General features: G+C 60.5%; 17 protein-coding genes and 2 tRNA genes. 8 read left to right on the top strand and 11 right to left on the bottom strand.

Translation table 11 applies throughout. The features are described from left to right. Positions 1–972: a glycosyltransferase family 2 protein gene (locus ACTQXM_RS01005; protein WP_441536979.1), complete on the bottom strand. Its 972-nt coding sequence runs from the start codon at positions 970–972 to the stop codon at positions 1–3. A gap of 160 nt (positions 973–1,132) precedes the next feature. On the opposite strand from ACTQXM_RS01005, the gene ACTQXM_RS01010 reads away from it, so the two are divergent. From ACTQXM_RS01010 to ACTQXM_RS01020, 3 genes are all read left to right on the top strand, one after another. Further along, entirely contained in the window at positions 1,133–1,978 is an 846-nt protein-coding gene (locus ACTQXM_RS01010; protein ID WP_441536980.1) for an ABC transporter permease, read from the top strand. Positions 1,979–1,989: 11 nt separating this feature from the next. Beyond that, the gene (locus ACTQXM_RS01015; RefSeq protein WP_441536981.1) at positions 1,990–2,757 is read left to right on the top strand and encodes an ABC transporter ATP-binding protein; all 768 of its coding nucleotides are present in this window, start codon (positions 1,990–1,992) and stop codon (positions 2,755–2,757) included. A 52-nt stretch (positions 2,758–2,809) separates the two neighbouring features. Beyond that, positions 2,810–2,886, top strand: a tRNA-Arg gene (locus ACTQXM_RS01020). 311 nt (positions 2,887–3,197) lie between these two features. Here ACTQXM_RS01020 and ACTQXM_RS01025 read toward each other — a convergent pair. The 10 genes from ACTQXM_RS01025 to aroF all read right to left on the bottom strand — a co-directional run bounded on the left by ACTQXM_RS01025 (position 3,198) and on the right by aroF (position 13,365). Next, positions 3,198–4,199: a hypothetical protein gene (locus ACTQXM_RS01025; protein ID WP_441536982.1), complete on the bottom strand. Its 1,002-nt coding sequence runs from the start codon at positions 4,197–4,199 to the stop codon at positions 3,198–3,200. Further along, on the bottom strand, positions 4,199–4,648 hold the full coding sequence (locus ACTQXM_RS01030) for a DUF4869 domain-containing protein (protein ID WP_427748113.1): 450 nt from the start codon (positions 4,646–4,648) through the stop codon (positions 4,199–4,201). Before ACTQXM_RS01030 ends, ACTQXM_RS01025 begins: the two co-directional genes overlap by 1 nt. A 129-nt stretch (positions 4,649–4,777) precedes the next feature. Then, positions 4,778–5,215, bottom strand: a complete 438-nt coding sequence (gene aroQ, locus ACTQXM_RS01035) for a type II 3-dehydroquinate dehydratase (RefSeq protein ID WP_055309849.1) — start codon at positions 5,213–5,215, stop codon at positions 4,778–4,780. Positions 5,216–5,315: 100 nt separating this feature from the next. After that, complete coding sequence (locus tag ACTQXM_RS01040; protein WP_441536983.1) at positions 5,316–6,554, bottom strand: shikimate kinase; 1,239 nt, start codon at positions 6,552–6,554, stop codon at positions 5,316–5,318. After that, positions 6,555–7,700, bottom strand: a complete 1,146-nt coding sequence (pheA, locus tag ACTQXM_RS01045; RefSeq protein ID WP_441536984.1) for a prephenate dehydratase — start codon at positions 7,698–7,700, stop codon at positions 6,555–6,557. A gap of 169 nt (positions 7,701–7,869) precedes the next feature. Then, positions 7,870–8,967, bottom strand: coding sequence for a chorismate synthase (gene aroC / locus ACTQXM_RS01050; protein WP_441536985.1), 1,098 nt, complete (start codon positions 8,965–8,967; stop codon positions 7,870–7,872). 1 nt (position 8,968) lies between these two features. Then, a complete protein-coding gene (aroA, locus tag ACTQXM_RS01055; protein WP_441536986.1) occupies positions 8,969–10,288 on the bottom strand; it encodes a 3-phosphoshikimate 1-carboxyvinyltransferase in 1,320 nt (439 codons plus the stop codon). Then, positions 10,282–11,388 (bottom strand): 3-dehydroquinate synthase, encoded by a 1,107-nt coding sequence (gene aroB, locus ACTQXM_RS01060; RefSeq protein ID WP_441536987.1) that lies wholly within the window; start codon positions 11,386–11,388, stop codon positions 10,282–10,284. The genes aroA and aroB overlap by 7 nt, the downstream gene beginning before the upstream one ends. Before the next feature lie 36 nt (positions 11,389–11,424). Beyond that, positions 11,425–12,339 (bottom strand): prephenate dehydrogenase, encoded by a 915-nt coding sequence (locus ACTQXM_RS01065; RefSeq protein WP_441536988.1) that lies wholly within the window; start codon positions 12,337–12,339, stop codon positions 11,425–11,427. A gap of 3 nt (positions 12,340–12,342) precedes the next feature. Further along, entirely contained in the window at positions 12,343–13,365 is a 1,023-nt protein-coding gene (aroF, locus tag ACTQXM_RS01070) for a 3-deoxy-7-phosphoheptulonate synthase (protein WP_441536989.1), read from the bottom strand. 203 nt (positions 13,366–13,568) lie between these two features. Between aroF and ACTQXM_RS01075 the strand changes: the two genes are divergently transcribed. The 5 genes from ACTQXM_RS01075 (at position 13,569) to ACTQXM_RS01095 (ending at position 19,777) form a co-directional block, all read left to right on the top strand. Beyond that, a tRNA-Arg gene (locus tag ACTQXM_RS01075) sits at positions 13,569–13,645 on the top strand. A gap of 76 nt (positions 13,646–13,721) precedes the next feature. Continuing rightward, complete coding sequence (locus tag ACTQXM_RS01080; RefSeq protein ID WP_441536990.1) at positions 13,722–16,442, top strand: HAD-IC family P-type ATPase; 2,721 nt, start codon at positions 13,722–13,724, stop codon at positions 16,440–16,442. A gap of 215 nt (positions 16,443–16,657) precedes the next feature. Further along, on the top strand, positions 16,658–17,812 hold the full coding sequence (locus ACTQXM_RS01085) for a zinc ribbon domain-containing protein (protein WP_441536991.1): 1,155 nt from the start codon (positions 16,658–16,660) through the stop codon (positions 17,810–17,812). 105 nt (positions 17,813–17,917) lie between these two features. Continuing rightward, positions 17,918–18,460: a peptidylprolyl isomerase gene (locus ACTQXM_RS01090; protein WP_154516178.1), complete on the top strand. Its 543-nt coding sequence runs from the start codon at positions 17,918–17,920 to the stop codon at positions 18,458–18,460. A 12-nt stretch (positions 18,461–18,472) separates the two neighbouring features. Then, positions 18,473–19,777 carry a tetratricopeptide repeat protein gene (locus ACTQXM_RS01095; protein ID WP_441536992.1) on the top strand — a complete coding sequence of 435 codons (1,305 nt, stop codon included), beginning with the start codon at positions 18,473–18,475 and terminating at the stop codon, positions 19,775–19,777. Positions 19,778–19,885: the final 108 nt, after the last annotated feature.

The following is a 19,885-nucleotide window of genomic DNA, read 5'->3' on the forward strand; positions in this document are numbered from 1 at the left end:
TTACCTCTCGCTTGACTTGGAAGTAGGGTGGCCGGGCTGGTCGTCGTAGGCGTACTTGCTGTACACGTTGACCTCCCACTGCTTTTTTTCAACCTTTGCTACAGAATCCAGGATGAATCCGGTTGCAAGGCTCAGACCACAGAGGAACATAAACGATGCAGCAAGCATGGCAGTGGGGAAGCGCGGGACCAGACCGGTCTGAAAGTACTCAACAAAGATAGGAATGCCCAAAGCCAGGCCGATAATCGCGAAAAGAAGCGCGACGAGGCTGAAGAACTTCAGCGGGCGGTAATCCTTGAACAGCGTACCGATCATCGCAACGACTTTAATGCCGTCGCTCACGGTATTGAGCTTGGACTCGGAGCCTTCTGGACGGTCGCGGTACTCGATGGGCACATCTTTGATGCGCCAGCGGTGGTCGACAGCGTGGATCGAGAGTTCGGTTTCGATTTGGAAGCCCTCGGAAAGCACAGGGAAGGTTTTAACGAACGGGCGGCTCATTGCGCGATAGCCCGTCATGACGTCATCGAAGCTGTAACCATAGATCCACTTGATCATGGCGCGAACTAGGTTGTTGCCAAAACCATGGAAGGCGCGCTTGTTTTCCTCGGCATAGGTGCCGTTGGAAAGGCGGTCGCCTACGGTCATGTCGGCCGTGCCGTTAAGGATGGGCTCGCAGAGGGCCTTAGCCGCCTCGGCGGGGTAGGTGTCGTCCCCGTCGACCATCAGGTAACAATCGGCATCGATATCGCGAAACATCTGACGGCAGACGTTGCCTTTTCCCTGACGGGGCTCAAAGCGGACCGTGGCGCCGTGCTCGGTGGCGATGCGTGAGGTATCGTCCGACGAATTGTTGTCATAAACATAGACCGTCGCCTGCGGAAGCTCGCGGTGAAAGTCGTCGATGACCTTACCGATCGTGAGCGCTTCGTTGTAGCAAGGGATGATGACGGCGATGGATTCAGAATTCACTCAATGCTCCTTATACATTCAATCCCAGAAAGTATAGCCCTTTGCGTCTGACATCCTTAGATGTGGGTTAGTTCTCCAGTTTTGCTGCGCGAATCTTTTGCATGGCCGTCGGGTCTATACTGTTCATTTGTCAACGATTACGAGTAAGGGAGTTGCATCCGTGTCGGATCAGACAAAGCAACAAGAAACTCGCAGTCTGCCTGCGACGTTTGCTAAGAACGAATTTGAGAAGGACGCGTTTATCCTTCGTCAGCTGGTTACCAAGGATTTTAAGATCAAGTATCGCCGTAGCGTTCTGGGCGTCGCATGGTCGGTGCTCAACCCGTTGCTGATGATGATCGTCATGGCCATCGTGTTCTCGACGATTTTTGCCCAGGGCCGCAATGGCTCGATTACGCCCGAGATGTACCCGCTGTACTTGATTGTGGGTAACGTTACCTTTGCCGTGATGTCCGAGTCCACGAACCAGGCACTGACGTCCATCGTAGGTGCGGCTCCGCTGCTCAAGAAGGTTAAAGTGCACCGCTGGGTCTTTCCGGTGCAGAAGGTGCTTTTCTCGCTGGTGAACTTTGCCTTCTCCCTGGTCGCTGTCGCCATCGTCATGCTGTGGTTCCACGTTATGCCTTCTTGGCATCTCATTTTGCTGCCCGTCTGCCTGCTGCTGCTTATGTGCTTCTGCATGGGTCTGGGCATGATGCTCTCTGCCCTCACGGTCTTTTTCCGCGACGTTATGCATCTGTGGAGTGTTGTCATCACGGCTTGGACCTATATCACGCCCATCTTCTGGACTACCGACTTTATCGTCCAGATGCCTCATCTTGTTCGTATTTTGGTTTACGCGAACCCCATGTACAACTATCTGCAGTTTATGCGTGATATCTTCCTGTTCCAGACTATGCCCTCGCTTATGACGTTTGGTATGTGCGTCGCTTGGGCGGTCCTTGCGCTTGTTATTGGCTACACCGTGTTCCATAAGTCCGAGCGCAAATTTATCCTCTACATCTAAGGAGTGCTGTGATGACTGAATCTGTTGTTGATTACAGCGAGCAGCCTCTGGCTGTCGAGGTCGACGACGTCACCATGATCTTTAACATGGCGTCCGAGTCGCTGACCAACCTCAAGGAGTACTTTATCAAGCTTGCAAAGCACGAGCTGTTCTTTGAGGAGTTTAGGGCGCTTAAGCATATCTCGTTTGATATTCATCGTGGCGAGGTTGTGGGTCTGGTCGGCACCAACGGCTCCGGCAAATCCACGATGCTCAAGATTATCGCCGGCGTGCTCGAGTCCAGTGAGGGCAGCGTTAAGGTGCACGGTAACATCGCGCCGCTGATTGAGCTTGGTGCCGGCTTTGATCCCGAGCTGACCGCCCGTGAGAACATATATCTGAACGGCGCCTTGCTCGGCTATACTAAGGAGTTCATCGACGCAAACTTTGACGGCATTATCGAGTTCGCTGAGCTGCAGAACTTTGTCGATATGCCGCTTAAGAACTTCTCCTCGGGCATGGTGGCGCGTATCGCCTTTGCAATCGCGACGATCACCGAGCCCGATATCCTGATCGTTGACGAGACGCTGTCCGTCGGTGATGTGTTCTTCCAGCAGAAGTGCGAGGACCGCATTCAGCACTTTATCCAGAGCGGCGACGTGACAGTTCTGTTCGTTTCGCACTCCATGGAGCAGGTTGAGCGCATCTGCCAGCGTGCCGTTTGGATTGAGAAGGGTGACCTTCGCATGGACGGCCCGGTTGATGAGGTCTGCAAGGCGTATCGCGAGCAGTTCAACTAGGTTATAATTACAGCCGCTTGGCTGATTTATTTGGTTGGGCGTGCGGTTATTTGCTCCATTAGCTCAGTTGGATAGAGCAGGGGACTTCTAATCCCAAGGTCGACGGTTCGAATCCGCCATGGAGCACCATCGTTTATTGAGCCCGGGCCGCTTGGTGGTCTGGGCTTTTTTCACATGCCGGTGTTCTTTATTCTTTCCGGGTATACGTTTAGGCCGAAGCCGTGGTGCGAGCGTTCTGCGGACAAGCCAGTCTGGCAATCTTTGCGATCCATGCGGTCGATTGTTTTATCCCTTGGCAGACGATGCCGTTGCTTATATCACTGCCGGCATCGTGGCTCTTCGCATCAATCGTGCGCTGCGCCTGCGATATTGGATTGGCTTACGTGATCAAGAAGGCGTAACGACAGTGGGGAGAACCAACTTGGTCCTCCCCGCCGTATCTATTCTGCTTTCAAACACTCGGGCAAGACGTTTGCTACTGCATCCATTGCCTGCGGCCTCAGGTACTGCTCATTGAGCTTTGCCTTTTTGTAGGCATAGCGAGTGTCTGCCGAGTATTTGATCAATACGTCGGTGAAGAATCGCTCCCAGCTCAGGTAGTCGCGGCTTTCGATGTAGCTCGAGGGGTCCTCGAGGATTTTTGGAATGTCGTTGTTGGGGATGAGGCCAGATCGCAAAAGCGCCCATTCAAATGATTCAGGGAGGAACAAGCGAACGTTCTTGTAAACGCGCTGTCCGAGCACCTTTTCGATGTAGGGACCAAACGCTGCGCCGTCTCCAATGGCAAGAACGTTTTGCTCGGGGCATTCGTGAATCGTTCGTTTTAGGTTTGCTACGCCGGTAGCGGTGTAGCAGGGGATCCTGAGCCGGTTGCAAAGAGCGTCGTAGAATTGATAGCCAGATTTGCTATCCTCGACAACTACGGCGTCGGGTACCTCGAATCCAACATTTAGATCCTGATACAGCATACTTGCCGTGTGGTCATATAGCGGCTTGGTCACCGAGTAGAAGCGCCTGTCGCTCTTGCGGCCATTGATTGTTTTACTTGTCGTGTTGACTAGCTTCAGGATCTCATCAACGCTGTAGGGGAGCTCGTTGGCATCGCGACGAGATATCAGAACAAAATAGTTGGACGAGCCGTTGACGGCTTTGGCGAAGTCCTTTGAGTAGATAAACTCGTTACCCTCATCTAGAAAGACGATTGAATCTTCGATGATCGATAGCTCGCGCTCCCAGCGTCTGCCAGAAAGCGTTTCGCAAGGTACGTCGCAGCTGAGTGCAACGCCGCTTTCCGGTCCTCGGTCGTTGTAGTCGCGAATCATCGAGATGAGCGTCGTTTTGCCCGTGCCGCTGTTGCCGCGTATGAAGGAAATATTTCGTTTAAACGTGAGCGTGTATTTGACCTTTGCACGCTCTACGACAACGGTGTGCGTTCCCTTCATTACTCATCAACATCCAAAAAGTCATTCGTGGCACCGACAAACTCCTGCATGTTCCTGACGATGCGGCCATCGTTTTCAATGCGGATTTCAAAGTTCTTCCAGGGGAATTTCATGATGTGGTAAAGGGTCACCAGCACATCCTGTTCTTTGCCGATCTTGAGTAGCCAGCGGGCACAGTTGTCTCCGCAGGTGGATGCGTTAAACACCATATTTGGGAGATTGCGCACCAGCAGCAGCGTCTTAACGCCGCCGGACAGTTCGAGTGGAGTGATTGAGCCCAGCTGCTTGCTTACGATGTTGTGGGGACCGATGAGCTCTGATCCGTCCACGCGTTTAATAATCTGTGCGGCCATGGGGTCTTCGAACCATGAGTCCAAGTATGAGTTTCTAAAATAGGTTTCGGTATCGTAGATGGAACCGGGGTAATCCCCCAGGTGAATGCTCAGCATGTGGGTCTCCAGACGTAGTGTGACTGCAACGATTATATGCCAGTAAAAAAATGCCGGCAGCAGCGAGGTCGCTACTGCCGGCGCTGGCTTTATTATCGCGTAGTCGTGTTGATGGATTTGCTCGCGACGCTACTTTTCGAGACGCTCCCTCAGCAGCTCCAGCGCGTGAGCGTACCCCTGCAGGCCCTCGCCGGTGATGGTGGCAAAGCAAGCCAGGCGTGCATAGCTCACCTGGCGGAAGTCCTCGCGCGTCTCTACGGCGCTGATGTGTACCTCCACGGCGGGGATGGCGACGGCTTTGAGGGCGTCCAGGATGGCTACGCTGGTGTGCGTGTAGGCCGCCGGGTTGATGACGATGCCGTCGACCTTGCCGTAGGCCTCCTGGATCTTGTCGACGATGCTGCCCTCGTGGTTGGACTGGAAGACCTCGACCTCGTCAAAACCCTGTGCGGCTCCCGCCTCCTGGCAGATCTGGACCAGGCGGTCGTAGTTGTCGCTGCCGTAGATGCCCGGCTCGCGAATGCCGAGCATGTTGAGGTTGGGGCCGTTGATGACGAGTGCTTTCATGGTTGCTTCCTTTGTGGTCTGGTTGTTGGCAGGGCTTGCTGTCTGCGGCGTTTGCCCAGATAAAACCTTCCAAAATAAACCTGTCCCTTTTTGGCAGGTTTTAGAGGGCGTCGAGGACGGCGCGTGCGGTGTTGGCGGCGCAGTCGCGTGAGTCGATGATGTAGTCGGCCCAGGCGCGATAACGCGGCATGCGCTGCTCGGCGAGCTTATCGATGCCGTCGCGGGTAGTGATGGGGCGACCCTTGTGGGCGAGCTCTTCGAGCTTGCGGTTGAGCATTACGATCTGGCTATTCTGGTGCAGCAGCGGGTAGTTCTCGTCGCGCGTGACCACGCCGCCGCCCGTGGAGAGCACCAGGCCGCTTCGCTTGGAGATGTCGGCCAGCGCCGCCGTCTCCTGCTCGCGGAAGGCCGCCTCGCCGCGCTCGACGATAAAGTCGGCACAGGGCATGCCGAGGCGCTCCTCAAGCGCGCGGTCCAAGTCGATGTGCTCGCGGCCCGTGAGCTGGGCGATCTGCTCGCCCACGCGGGTCTTGCCCGAGCCCGGCATGCCGATGAGCGCGATGTTCTGCTCGTGGCGGGACAGGCGCTCCGTCACATCCAGGATGCGCTCGCGCGGGGTGGCTTGGCCGGTATAGCGCTCAACAGCCTGTGCCGCTTGGGCCACGAGCATCAGCAGGCCGCCGATGCAGGGGATGCCACGGCGCTCGGCCTCGAGCATCAGGCCCGTGCGGGCGGGGTTGTAGACAATGTCGATGACACCCTCGAGCGCATCGAGCCCTTCGAGCGTGCAGGGCGCGTCGGGGCAGTGAGGGAACATGCCGGCGGGCGTGCAGTTGACGAGCAGCGCCGCGTCGGACTGCTGTGCGATGTTATCGTAGTTGACTTCACTCGTGCGGCCGACAGGTACCACGATGGCGCCCAGGTCACCGAGCACCATGCTGGCCGTGGTGCCGGCACCGCCGGTGGCACCGAGCACGAGGACCTTCTTGCCGGCAACCTCTACGCCCAACTCCTCGACTAGACACTGAAAACCAAAGTAGTCGGTGTTGTCGCCGCGCAGGCGGCCGTCGGGTAGGCGCGTGATGGTGTTGACATTGCCCATGCGCTTGGCCAGCGGACTCAGCTCGTCCAGGTAGTCCATGACGGCGCGCTTGTAGGGGATGGTCACGTTGGTGCCCTCCCACTCGTCGCCCGTCATAAAGGCTTCAATCTCCTCGGGCTCGCGCTCAAAGCGCACGTATTCCAGCCCCGCGAGCTCCTTGTAGATGGTCGGGGTGTAGCTGTGCCCCAGCACGCGGCCCAGCACGCCGTAGGGGCGGGTCGCAGCGGTATCGGTCATCTAGAGCACCTCCGTGTAGCTGCCAAAGTAGGTGAAACTCTCGCACACGTCGTCAATCGAGTCGAGCAGGTCGTCGAGGGCCTTGCTGCCAAAGGGGCAGTCCAGGTCAAAGTAGAACATAAACTCAAAGTCGTGCCCGGGGATGGGGCGGCTCTCAAGCTTGATGAGGTTGATGTTGAGCGCGTAGAAGCGCTCGAGCACGCGGTAGAGGGCACCCGGCTCATTGGCCGTGGTGATCATGAGCGAGGTACGGTTGGCACCGGAATAGACGCGCGGCTCACGGCTGATGACGACAAAGCGCGTGTAGTTATTGTCCGAGTCCTGGATGTTGGGCTCCAGCACCTCCAGACCGTAGAGCGCGGCGCAGCTGCGCGAGGCGATGGCGGCGACGTCGGTGCGATCGGAGTTGGCGACCATCTCGGCCGACATGGCCGTGTTGGGGTACTTGGTGGCGTGCAGGCCGTGGGCCTCGATAAAGCCGGCGCACTGGGCGATGGCCTGGCCATGGCTGTAGACCTCGCGCACGTCGGCGAGCTTGGTGCCGGGCTTGACGAGCAGGTTGTGATCGATCTTGAGGCGCAGCGAGCGCACGATATAGAAGTCGAACTGTGCGAGAAGATCGTAGACGGCGTTGACCGAGCCGGCGGTTGAGTTTTCGATGGGCAGCACGCCAAACTCGCAGAAGCCGTCGCGTACGGCGCGCATAACGCCCTCAAAGGTCTCAAAGAACGCAATATCGGGCACGTTGAAGAGCTTGCACGCGGCGATCTGGCTGTAGGCGCCTTCGACGCCCTGGCAGGCGACGGTGGCCGTCTGGGGGAAGGGCGTGTCAAAGGCCGTGGCCGTGGCATGGGCCTTTTGCGACACGGTGATGCCCTTGAGCTCGTTGATGTAGCGCTGCTGCTCGGCCTTGCTCATGCTCATGAGAAGGCGGAACAGTGTGATGGTTTGAGCTTCGTAGCGCTCGGGTGCTCGGCTGGCGAGGTTGTTGAGTTTGGAGCGCTCGCGGGCGGGGTCGAAGACGGCCTTGCCCATCTCGACTTTTGACTTGGCGACCTCGGTGGCAATGTCCATGCGCTCGACAAAGCTGTTGAGGAGCGTGGTGTCGATGCCATCGATGGCCTGGCGAATATCGGCAAGGTCCATGGAGACCCCTTTCGTGAATCGTTGCCTGGGGTAGCTAATTTGGGACGGGGCTTTTTTAGCTACCCTTTGACTGGTGGCGAATCAATGGGTGCCGAGGCAAATACTCACTGGCATATGGGGGTAGCTAAAAAAGCCCCGTCCCAAATTAGCTACCCTCGGGGTGGGTGGGCTAAAGCTGGGCGGCGTCTTCTAGGAGGGCGTCCCAGATGGCGAGCGCTGCGGCTGCCTCGGCTACGGGGACGGCGCGCGGGACGATGCAGGGGTCGTGGCGGCCGTGGACCGAGAGCTCCGCATTTTCCATGGCGTCCATGTCCACGGTCTGCTGCTCGCGACCGATGGAGGGCGTCGGCTTTACGGCCATCCGCCACATGACGGGTGCGCCGGTGGAGATGCCGCCCAGGATGCCGCCGGCGTTGTTGGACTCGACCGCAATCTCGCCGGTCTCGGCATCAACGCGATACGGATCGTTGTTCTCGCTGCCGCGCATGGCGGCCACGGCAAAGCCCATACCAAACTCCACGCCCTTTACGGCGGGAATGCCAAAGGCGATGTGCGCGATGCGGTTCTCGATGCCGTCGAACATGGGGTCGCCGATGCCCGCGGGAAGGCCGTAGATGCCGCACTCCACGATGCCACCGATGCTATCAAGCTCGTCGCGTGCGGCGAGAATCTCCTCGCGCATGCGACCGGCAGCAGCAGCGTCAATGCAGGGCAGGTCGTTCGTAAGGATCGCCTTGCGGTCGGCCTCGCGATAGACCATGTCGTCCATGGGCAGGTCGGAGATGCCGCCGATCTGCGCGACGTGCGCCATCACCCGAATACCGCGCGCCTCGAGTGCCTGCAGCGCAATGCCGCCGGCGATGCATAAGGGGGCCGTAAGACGTCCAGAGAAATGCCCGCCGCCGGCGACATCGTGCATGTTGTGGTATTTCACGCGCGCGGGGTAGTCCGCATGGCCCGGACGGGGCTTGCGGCGCAGCTCGGAATAGTCCTTGGAGCGCGTGTTGGTGTTCTCAATGATCGCAGCGATGGGCGCGCCGGTGGTGTGCCCATCGACCACACCGGCGATGATGCGCGCGGCGTCGGCCTCGCGGCGCTTGGTCGCGGTTTCGTCGCGACCGGGGGCGCGACGGTCCAAAAAGGCCTGCAACGCCTCCTGGTCAACGGCAATACCTGCCGGAATGCCGTCGAGTGAGCAGCCGATGGCGGGGGAGTGCGACTGGCCGAAGATGCTTAAGTGCAAAACGTTGCCAAAGGTCGAGGACATGCTATTCCTCCTCGAGCGTGACCTTGCCGCCCAGCAGGCGGTAGTGGTCAAAGAAATCGGGATAGGACTTATTGACGGCCTCGGCGCCGTGGATCACAACTTCGCCGGTGGCACGGCTCGCGGCGATGGCGGCCATCATGGCGATACGATGGTCGTTGTGCGAATCGACCTCGCCGCCGGTAAAGGCATCGACACCCTTGATGATGAGGTCGTCGCCGGCAATGCGCACCTGCGCGCCCAGCGCGGTGAGCTCACGGGTGGTGGTAGCCAAGCGATCGGATTCCTTAATGCGCAGGCGGGCACAATCGCGGATGAACGTGCGGCCTTGTGCCAGCGATGCCACGGCCGAGATAACGGGCACCAGGTCGGGGATGTCGTGCGCGCTCATCTCAAAGCCGGCGAGCTTGTCGGACTGCACGGTGGCGGCGTTGGTGGAGCGCACGATGCGGGCGCCAAAGCGCGAGAGCGCGGCAAGCACGTTGCGGTCGCCCTGCGCGGAGCTCAGCGACACGCCTTCCACGGTGATGGGGTCGGAGCCGATGGCGCCGGCACACAGCCAAAAGGCGGCGTTGGACCAGTCGCCCTCGACAGCCACGTTGCCAGGCGTGCGGTACGAGCCGCTGCTCACGCGGAAGTTCGTGACCTCGGGCTTGCCATTCTTGGCGGGGATGCGCTCGACGTTGACCTCGATGCCGAAGGCCTTCATGGCCTGGATGGTCAGGTTGATGTAGGGGCGGCTCTCGATAAGGCCGGTCACCTGTACGCAGGAGGGCTGGGCCAGCAGCGGGGCCGCCAGCAGCAAGCCGGAAATGTACTGCGAGCTCACGTTGCCCGGCAGGATAAATGTGCCCGGGCGCATGCGGCCGCTCGTCTTGAGCGGAAAGCCGCCCAGGCCCTGCAGGTCGCAGCCGGCGGCGATGATCTCGTCCGAGAGCGGGGAGAGCGGGCGGGCGCCCAGACGGCCCTGGCCCACAAACGTGGCCTCTGCTCCCAGCGCGCAGGCGACGGGCAGCATAAAGCGGAGCGTGGAGCCGCTCTCGCCGCAGTCGAGCGTGCCGCCGGCAAGTGCTTTGAGCAGGCCGAACTCAATACTCTTCATAGTGGGATGGACTTGGAAGCCATCCTCGACGGTCTCGATGCGGGCGCCGAGCGCCGTGAGGCAGCGCACCGTGGCCTCGATATCGGCGCAGGTGGTGTTGCAGGTCACATGCGTCTCTCCGTTGGCAAGGGCGGCGCAGATGATGAGGCGGTGCGCCATCGACTTGGATGCGATGGCGGGGACGGTGCCCTTGAGTGGGGACGGAGTGATGCGGGCTAGCATGCGGAGGCGTCTCCCTTCTGGCCGAGGCCCTCGGCAATTAAATCATGAAAGGCGGAAAGCGGCGTGCGGTCGATGCTGCAGCGGCCAATGCCGTGCGGAATTACCAAGTCGATGGTGTCACCGGCGCGTTTTTTGTCGTGCAGCGCCTCGGCAAAGATGGCGTCGGCGGAAAGCTCGCAGCGGGTCTTGAGACCGTGGCGGGCGCAGAGCTCCTCAATACGTGCGGGCAGCGCGGCGTCGCAGATGCCATGAAGCGCTGCGGCGCGCGTGATGATGCCCATGCCGATCGACACGCAGTTGCCATGTCCCAGCTCAAAGTGCTCGCAGGCCTCGACAGCGTGTCCAGCGCTGTGTCCAAAGTTGAGCAGCTTGCGCTGGTTGGTCTCGCGCTCATCGGCGACAACCACGGCGCGTTTAATGTCGATATTGCGGGCGATGATGAGCGCCACGCGGGCCACGTCCCGGTTGAGGAGCTCCAGCGTGAGCGGGGTCTTCTCCAACTCGGTGAAAAGCTCGGGGTCGGCGATCACGGCGTGTTTGACGACCTCTCCGCAGCCGTCGGCGAACTGCTCGGGCGTGAGGGTGGCGAGACACCCCACGTCGGCAATAACAACACTCGGCTGCCAAAAGGCGCCGGCCAGGTTTTTGCCGGCTGCTAGGTCGATGGCCGTCTTGCCGCCCACCGACGAATCAACCATAGCGAGCAGGCTCGTGGGGATCTGCACAAATTTACAGCCGCGCATGTAGGTGGCGGCCACAAAGCCAGCCACGTCGCCCACGACGCCGCCGCCGAGTGCCACGATCACGTCGGAGCGCGAGAGCTCGTGCTCGGCCACAAACTCCAAGATGTTGATGTAGGTCTCGGCGCGCTTGTGGGCCTCGCCGGCCTCGAAGGTGCAGACACTCACCGTATAGCCCGCAGCCTCCAGGCTCTGCTTAACGGGCATCTGGTAGAGCGGGCCCACGTTGGTGTCTGTCACAATGACGGCGCGCGATCCGCCGGCGGTGGCGCGGACGAGCGGGCCCGCCTGCTCCAGCAAAAACGTGCCGACGTGCACCTGGTAGGGGCGTGCGGTGTCGATATTGATGGTAATCGCCATAAGCTTTGGTCCTTTCGACCTGGCGTGATAAGTGGTCTAGTGGGCGGCCTCGTCGTCGAGCGCGCGCTTGATGCGGTCGCCCTCGGCAAGGAGATTCTCAAGATAACGTTGGTCGCGGTCCTTGAGCGCACGGCTGTAGGCGCCAAGCGACTCGATCAGGTGGTCGATCTCAAAGGCAAGTGCGTCGGCGTCGTCGATCATGAGCTCGGACCACATTTGCGGGTTGAGGTGCGCCACGCGGGTAAGGTCGCGGTAGCTACCGGCCGAAAAACCGTGGTGAACCTGGGCGGTCGGGCTTTTGACGTAGGCGTTTGAGACGACGTGCGCGAGCTGGCTCGTAAAGGCGATCACGCGGTCGTGTTCGGCGGCGGTGGTCACGCTGAACTTGCCAAACCCTAAGGGGCGCACCATCTCGCGCACCTGGCCTAAAAGCTCAAGCTTGAGCGCATCGTCCACTGCAGGCGGCACGAGCACGAGTGGCGCGCCCTGGAACAGGTCGGCACGGGAGTGAGCGTAGCCCGAGTACTGGGTGCCCGCCATGGGGTGCGCGCCCACAAAGTAAAACCCGTACTCGTGGGCAAGCTCAAAGGCACGCTCGCACACGATGCCCTTCACGCCCACGGTGTCAATCACCACGGGCCCCATGATGGCCTCGGTATCGGTGGCGTCGGCGAGTGCCTGGGCGTGCGCCTCGAGCCATTCGATGCAGGCCTCGGGGTAACAGGCCAGCACGATGATGTCGCACTCGCCGAGCGTCTCGTCGTTGAGCTCGCCGGCGACGGTGCCCATGCTGGCGGCCGTCATGACGTCATCGTCGGGGTCCCAGGCCAGCACGCGGACGCCCGCCTGCGCATAGCCGCGGGCAAAGCTGCCGCCGATGAGGCCCAGGCCCACAACGCCGGCGCATTTGGGGCCGCCCTGGTTAACGCGTGCGTTTCTTACCGTACCCATGGGCTACTCCATGGTCTCTTGGCAGACGACCCCGCGGATGGCGCGGATACGGCGCATGGTGTCGTCAAACTGGTCGGGGGTGAGGGCCTGGGCGCCGTCGGACCACGCGCGGCTGGGCTCGTCGTGGACCTCGATCTCCAGACCGTTGGCGCCGCAGGCGGTCGCGGCGAGCGCCATGGGTTCAACGTAGCGGGTGTAGCCGGTCGCATGGCTGGGGTCGGCCACGACGGGCAGGTGCGACAGGTGGTGCAGCACCGGCACGGCGTTGAGGTCGAAGGTGTTACGGGTACGGGTCTCGAAGGTGCGAATGCCGCGCTCGCACAGGATAACGTTGTCGTTGCCCTCGCTCATGATGTACTCGGCAGCCATGAGCAGCTCGTCGATCGTGCCGGACATGCCGCGCTTGAGCAGGACCGGGGTCTTGGTCTTGCCGACCTCCTTGAGCAGGGGGAAGTTCTGCGCGTTGCGGGCGCCAATCTGCATGACGTCAATCTTCTTATCCAAGAAGACCTGCACGTCGCGCGGGTCCATGATCTCGGTGACGATCGGCATGTCGAGCTCGGCCGAGGCCTCGCATAGCAGGTCCAGGCCGGCGGGGCCCATGCCCTGGTAGGCGTAAGGGGAGGTGCGGGGCTTGTAGGCGCCGCCGCGCAGCATGGTGGCGCCGGCGGCCTTTACGCGGCGTGCGATGCGAATGAGGTTTTCGCCCTCGACGGAGCAGGGTCCGGCGATGACCTGGAACTGGTCGCCGCCGATCTTGATGCCGTGGCCGCAGTCGATGACAGAGTCCTCGGGGTGAAACTTGCGGTTGGCACGCTTGAACGGTTCGGAGACGCGCTGCACACGCTCGACGACGTCCATGGACTCGAGGAGGAACGGGTCGATCTTGGTCGTATCGCCCACCAGGCCGATGATGGTCTCGTTCTCGCCGCGCGACACGTCGGTTTTGAGACCCTTCTTCTCAATCCAGCTGACGATGTGGCCGATGGCCTCATCGCTTGCGCTCTGCTTTAAAATTGCAATCATGGTGTGCCTCTCACCTCGATGGATAACCCTTGCAAAAACGGCCCGCAGTGCGAGCCGTATCATATGGTGCATGAGAGTTTATACTAATTATTTCACTTTTGCGTCCTAAAGTGAGCCGTTGCGCTTCGTCTCCCACGTAATTGCAGAGCTTTTTCTATTATGTTGTTAGCTCGTGGCGCACTTGGGTATAATGCCAACCGTTGGCCCTATTAGCTCAGGGGATTAGAGCGTCTGCCTCCGGAGCAGAAGGCCGTTGGTTCGAATCCAACATGGGGCACCATCGAACGTAAGACCGTCCGAACCTCGCATGGTCCGGGCGGTTTTTCTTATACCGACGCGACGTGATAGGACGTGGTATGGCAACGACGGATATCGAGCGCGGACTTTCGACCGCCGAGGTCGAGGAGCGCATTGCCGCCGGCAAGATCAATCGCAACATGGAGCTCAAGACCAAATCGGTTCGTGAGCTTATCATCGAAAATCTCTGCACGCTGTTCAATCTGATCAACGTGATTTTAGCGATTTTGGTCATTATGACCGGATCGTTTAAGAACCTGACGTTCCTGTTCGTGGTGTTCCTCAATACCGCCATTGGCGTCATCCAGTCCATGCGCTCCAAGAAGATGGTCGATAAGCTCACACTGCTGACCTCTAAGAAGGCCATCGCGGTGCGCGACGGCGCCGAGGTGGAGCTCGACTTGGACCAGATCGTGCTCGACGACATCATTCGTCTGGGGCGCGGGGACCAGATACCTGCCGACGCCGTGGTGGTATCGGGCGAGGCGCTCGTTAACGAAAGTCTGCTGACGGGCGAGAGCGACCTTATTAAGAAGCAACCTGGTTCCGAGCTCATGAGCGGCAGCTTTATCGACTCGGGCCTGTTGCGTGCCCGCGTGGTCCATGTTGGTGCGGATAACTATGTGGCCAAGATCAATAACGAGGCCAAGTACGTCAAAAAGGTCAATTCCGAGATCATGAACGCGCTCAACGCCATCGTGCGTTTTGCGAGCATCATTATGATTCCGCTCGGTCTGGCCTTGTTTGCCGCGAGTGTGAGCGGGCTATGGGATGCCGCCGGTACGCCGGGCGATAGCGCGCTTTCGTGGTGCTTTTCCGAGCTGCTGGCCGGTCGCGTGCCTTCGTCGGCGCTGCTGTCCACGGTGGGCGCTCTTTTGGGCATGATTCCGCAGGGCCTGGTGCTGCTGACCTCGTCGGTGCTTGCCATCGCCACGGTGCGCCTGGCGCGCCGCAAGGTACTCGCGCAACAGCTCTATTGCATCGAGACGCTCGCGCGCGTCGACGTGCTGTGCCTGGACAAGACGGGCACCATCACGTCGGGTCGCATGGAGGTCGCGGGCACCTATCCGTTGCCCGTTGAGGGCGTGGGCTTGGCCCGGGACGAGGCACCTGTCCCCGTCGATACTACCGTGCTCGATTTTGCGCTTGCCAATGTCGCGCGCGCGACCTCGGCTGATGCCAATGAGACCTGTCAGGCGCTGCTCAACTACTACGCCGACCGCCCGGTCGAGGTGTCCGAGCCGCTGTCGGTCATTCCGTTTTCGTCCTCCAAAAAGTGGAGCGGCGCCTCGTTTGCGCAGGGCTCCTATGTGATGGGCGCGGCGCAATTTGTGCTTTCGGAGCGTATCTTTGCGCAGGTCGAAAATCGTGTGGCCGAGCTTGCCGACACCTGCCGCGTGCTCGTGGTGGCCCGTGTGGACGGCTTTACGCCCGATGGCGATATGGTGGGCGAGGCCGAGCCCGTGGGCTTTGTGACCATTCGCGATGAGATTCGCACTTCGGCCGCCGAGACCATCGGCTACTTTAACGAGCAGGGCGTGACCCTCAACGTGATCAGTGGCGACGACCCTCGTACGGTGTCGTCGATCGCGCGCGTGGTGGGCGTGCCGGGGGCGGACGCTTATGTGGACGCCACGACGCTCGATACGCCGTCCAAGATTGATGCGGCGGTGGACCGCTACCATGTCTTTGGCCGCGTGACCCCGCAGCAGAAGCGCGAGCTCGTGCAGGCGCTCAAGCGTCGTGGCCATACCGTTGCCATGACGGGCGACGGCGTCAACGATGTGCTGGCACTCAAAGAGGCGGACTGCTCCGTGGCCATGGCCGCCGGTTCCGACGCCGCACGCAACGTGGCCGAGATCGTGCTGGTCGATAACGACTTTGCCTCGATGCCCGCCGTGGTGGCCGAGGGCCGTCGCTCCATCAACAACCTGCAGCGTTCGGCCTCGCTGTTCCTGACCAAGACGCTGTTCTCGATGGGCCTGGCGGCACTGTGCATCGCGCTGCCGCCGTATCCCTTTGAGCCTATCCAGATGACGCTCATTAACTTCTTCTGCATCGGCGCGCCGGGCTTTGTGCTGGGCCTTGAGCCCAACAATGCCCGCGTGAAGGGGTCATTCTTGACCAACGTGCTCAAGCGCGCGCTGCCGGCGTCGGTTGCAGTCATTTTGGCCGCGGCGCTCGACATCTTTGTGGCGCGCGTGTTTGGCTTTAGCCAGCTCACGCTGTCGACGATGTGCCTGCTTACGTCGTGCGCAGCAAGCGTGAGCCTGATCTGGCGTATCTCGCAACCGCTCACACCCTTGCGCGTGGTGCTCTTTGTATTTGTCGTCGTCGGCATCTTGGTGGGCGTTATTGGATTCCCCGAGCTGCTGTCTATCGCCAACTTGTCGATGGGCGAGGCAATTATCCTTCTGGTGATTGTGGTCTTTACTTGCAGCGTGTTCTTTAAACTCGCCACGATGATGGATTCGCTTAAGCCGCGTCGCCGCCATGCCGCCACTGGCTTTGGCCGCGGCGTGCGCGTTCGCTTGGGCCGCGGTGGCGGCAAGGTGAGCTCGACGGGCTCGACGGCCGAGCGTTTTGCCAAGCGCGTCGCCGCCGACATGGCGCAGCGCCGCGAGGAGCGTACGACACGCGAGGCCGAGGCCCGCGCGCTCGAGGGCGTGGAAAAGACCCAGCCCAAGAAAAAGAAGGGCGCGGGCGCCAAGCGCTCGCGTGTGACCAAGTCCGCCCAGGGCATTAAGGTCTCGATGCCGAGCAAAAAGAAGAAGAAGTAACCGCACCTCACAGGGTAGCTAATTTGGGACGGGGCTTTTTTAGCTACCCGGCTGATGACGCGATCTATTTGGCCGATTGGCGGCCAGGGCAGCTAAAAAAGCCCCGTCCCAAATTAGCTACCCTGCGATGTTGAATTGGTGCCCTGTGCCTTTAGGGGCGTAGCGATGTTATGCTCTAACCTCGATTGTTCGAATGATTCCGAAAAGAGGATGCCGTGATTTGCCCGCATTGTCTCAAGACCATAGAGGACGGCTCCTCGTTCTGCCCCTATTGCAATACCTATGTTGGCCCGGGCGATGGCCCCGAGCACACCGAGTTTGTGTTCTGCGAAGGCTGCGGTGCCCGTCTGTCGCCTCATGACCGTACCTGTTCCAAGTGCGGGCGCCCTGCCCCGGGCATTCTATCCGAGGATGCGGCCGCATCCGACCTGGCTGCTGGGCGCACGGCTGGTTTTCCCCGCCTGACGCAGGAGCAGATCGATACCGAGGTGCCCCATGCGCCGGCCTCTGCCGCCGCGGTACTTTCCGATGCCGCCGATCCCAATGAGACCTGCGTGCTGCCGGCTTTCGACAGGGATTTTGGCATTCCCAAGGTCGATATCCCGCTGCCGGTGTCCCTTCGTGACGACGCTCAGTCCAAAAATCAAAAACCCAAGCGCAAGGTGCATCCGGACGAGGATGCCTACCACAAGCACAAGCGCCGTATTCCCAAGCCGCTCATCGTCATCGCGTTGCTCGCTGCCGTGTGCGGCAGTGCCTATTGGTTTGTGACGTCGGACCCCATGGGCGTTATGCCGGGCTTTTACGACCAGTTTGGCCAGGCCGCCAAGACGACGTTCCCCTCGCGCCAGAAGGGCGAGGCTACCGAGGAAGAGACCAAGTCCGACGATACCGCCGAGGTGGTCCAGGAGGAGACCGTCCTTTCCGACGACCAGCTCTATGCCAAGCTCGACGGTCTGTATCAGACCATCGTGTCGTATGGCGACGATGATCAGATCGGCGAGGTTGTCGACTCGTTTAACAGCGGGTACCTGCGCACGCCGCTCTCCACGCGTCAGGAGCTGTCGCAGAGCGCTTATGCCCTGCGCGACCAGATCAAAAATACCCAAGACGAGCTCAACAACCTTAAGGTGCAAGATGATACCGTCTACGCGGAGGATATCGAGCACCTCAAGCAGCTTGCCGAGTGGATGTACGAGCGCGTCGACATGATCTGCCAGAGCTGGGATATCTCGCTGTCCATTCCCGATGGCGAGTCGCTGAGCGCACGCCAGAGTGAAATCTTGGCGCCCATCGCACAGGGCGGCAACAGCGCCCTTAACCAGTACGATGCCAATGTGAGCGCCTGGAAGCCGCAGCCGCGTTCGTAATTTGTTGCCCTCCGACGGCATAACCTGCGTGCGCAATTGATGGAAGCCCGTGCTTATTGCTACAATTCGTACAAATATGCTTTAAACGCACGAGGAAGGAACCGCATGTTTGGTTTTAAGAAAGAGCTTTATACGCCCGAGTACCAGCTCGCTGGTGATGAGTGTGCGATCATCGAGACGTCGAAGGGTACGATCAAGGTCAAATTTGACGGCGAGGGCGCTCCCATCCATGTGGCGAACTTCTGCGAGCTTTCCACCATGGGCTTTTATGATGGCCTTAAGTTTCACCGCTATGTGCCCGGCTTTGTGATCCAGGGCGGCGACCCCAATACCCGCGATATGTCCGGCGCTGACGTCGCCGCCGGCCTTGAGGGCCCCGACGGTATGCCCGGCACCGGTGGCCCCGGCTACTGCATCAAGGGAGAGTTTGCCACCAACCCGCGCAACAGCCATGTGGACGGTGCGCTTGCCATGGCACGTTCCATGGATCCCGATTCCGCGGGCTCCCAGTTCTACTTCTGCCTGGGAGCCCAGCACAATCTGGATTCCGGTTACACCGTCTTTGGCACCACGGTCGAGGGCCTCGACGTGATTTCGCAGCTGCGTGCCGGCGACGAGATCGTCCATGTCGAGATCGTTCACGAGTAAAAGGGGACTTCCTTGAATAGCCAGCTGATTCAACAGGGTCGAGCCGCTTATCGTGCGGGCGACTTTTCTGCAGCCGCTCAGATGCTCGGTGCGGCAAAGACCCCCAGCGAGATCATGGGCGAGGCCGACCATCTGCGTGGCAACGCTCTGATGCACCTGGGTATGTACGCCGAGGCTGCCGAGGCGTACGCGGCTGCCCTCAACGACGGCACCTATGGAAAGCGCGGCGCGCTGCTCACCAACCGCGGCAAGGCGCTCGCTGCCGTGGGTGACTATGTGACCGCAGCCCAGGCGTTCTCCGCCGCAACGCAGGATGCTTCCTATGCCACGCCGTTTAAGGCCTATCTGGGTCTTGGCAACGCGCTGTTCCAGTCGGGCGATTTCGCCAATGCAGGCACTGCCTTCCGCCAGGCCGCCATCGATGGCGCCAATCCAGCCCCCGCGGCCGCCCTTGGCGAGCTCGGCCGCTGCTTCATCAAACTTGGCCGACCGGCGGACGCCGTGGAGACCTATCGCACGGCCATCGACTTTGCCGGTCCGCGCGATGACACGCGTGCGCTTAACGCGGGTATGGGCGAGGCGCTTTCTGCCGCGGGTCGTCCTTCCGAGGCGCTCGATGCCTTTAATGCCGCCACCGCCGACGGCATCTATCAGCTCACACCCGAGCAGGCCGATGAGCTCGCGCGCGTGCACGATTCGCTCGCTGCGCTTTCGGCCCAGACCGCCATGGCCACGGCCCCGGCGCCCGCCATGGATACGACTGCTGTCGATCCGCTCGATCCCACGGGTGCCACTGGCCAGTTTATGCCCGATCCGTCCGACACGGGCTTCTTTACGCTGTCCGAGTCCGAGATGGTCCAGCAGGATCGTCAGGACCGCAAGCAGGCCAAGGTCCGTCGTCGCCATCGCCATACGGGCCTCAAGGTCTTCCTGGTTTTGCTTCTGCTGATTGTTCTTGCCGCGGGCGGTTTGGGCTTTGCCTACACGCGCGGCATGGGTATCCCCTCGCAGGAGTCCGTCATCACCGATCTGTTCCAGGCTGCCGGCGACGGTGATACCGCCAAGGCCGAGTCCTGCCTGGCCTCCAGCCTGTCCGAGGACGCCAAGGCGATGATTATCTCCTCGATCCCGCAGGGCGCCACCGTCTCCATCGAGGGCATGGATCAGTCCATGACCGAGACCACCGCGAAGGTGAAGGCTTCCCTGTCCAAGGGCGGCGAGCAGGAATATACCGTCAAATTCGTGCGCTCCGATAACCATATCGGCTGGGCGGTATCTTCGCTCGACATCGATTTCTCGGCCGCTGACAACCAGTAGTGACCTTATGAGATTTGGCGCTGCCCGGTGCTTCACCGCAAGTGAGGTGCCGGGCTTGCGCTAGTATGATGGGCTAGTAGTTTTCCAGCAATCATCCAACACATCAGG

This window comes from Collinsella sp. LCP19S3_D3 (assembly GCF_052121455.1).
In the GTDB taxonomy this organism is placed as follows: domain Bacteria; phylum Actinomycetota; class Coriobacteriia; order Coriobacteriales; family Coriobacteriaceae; genus Collinsella.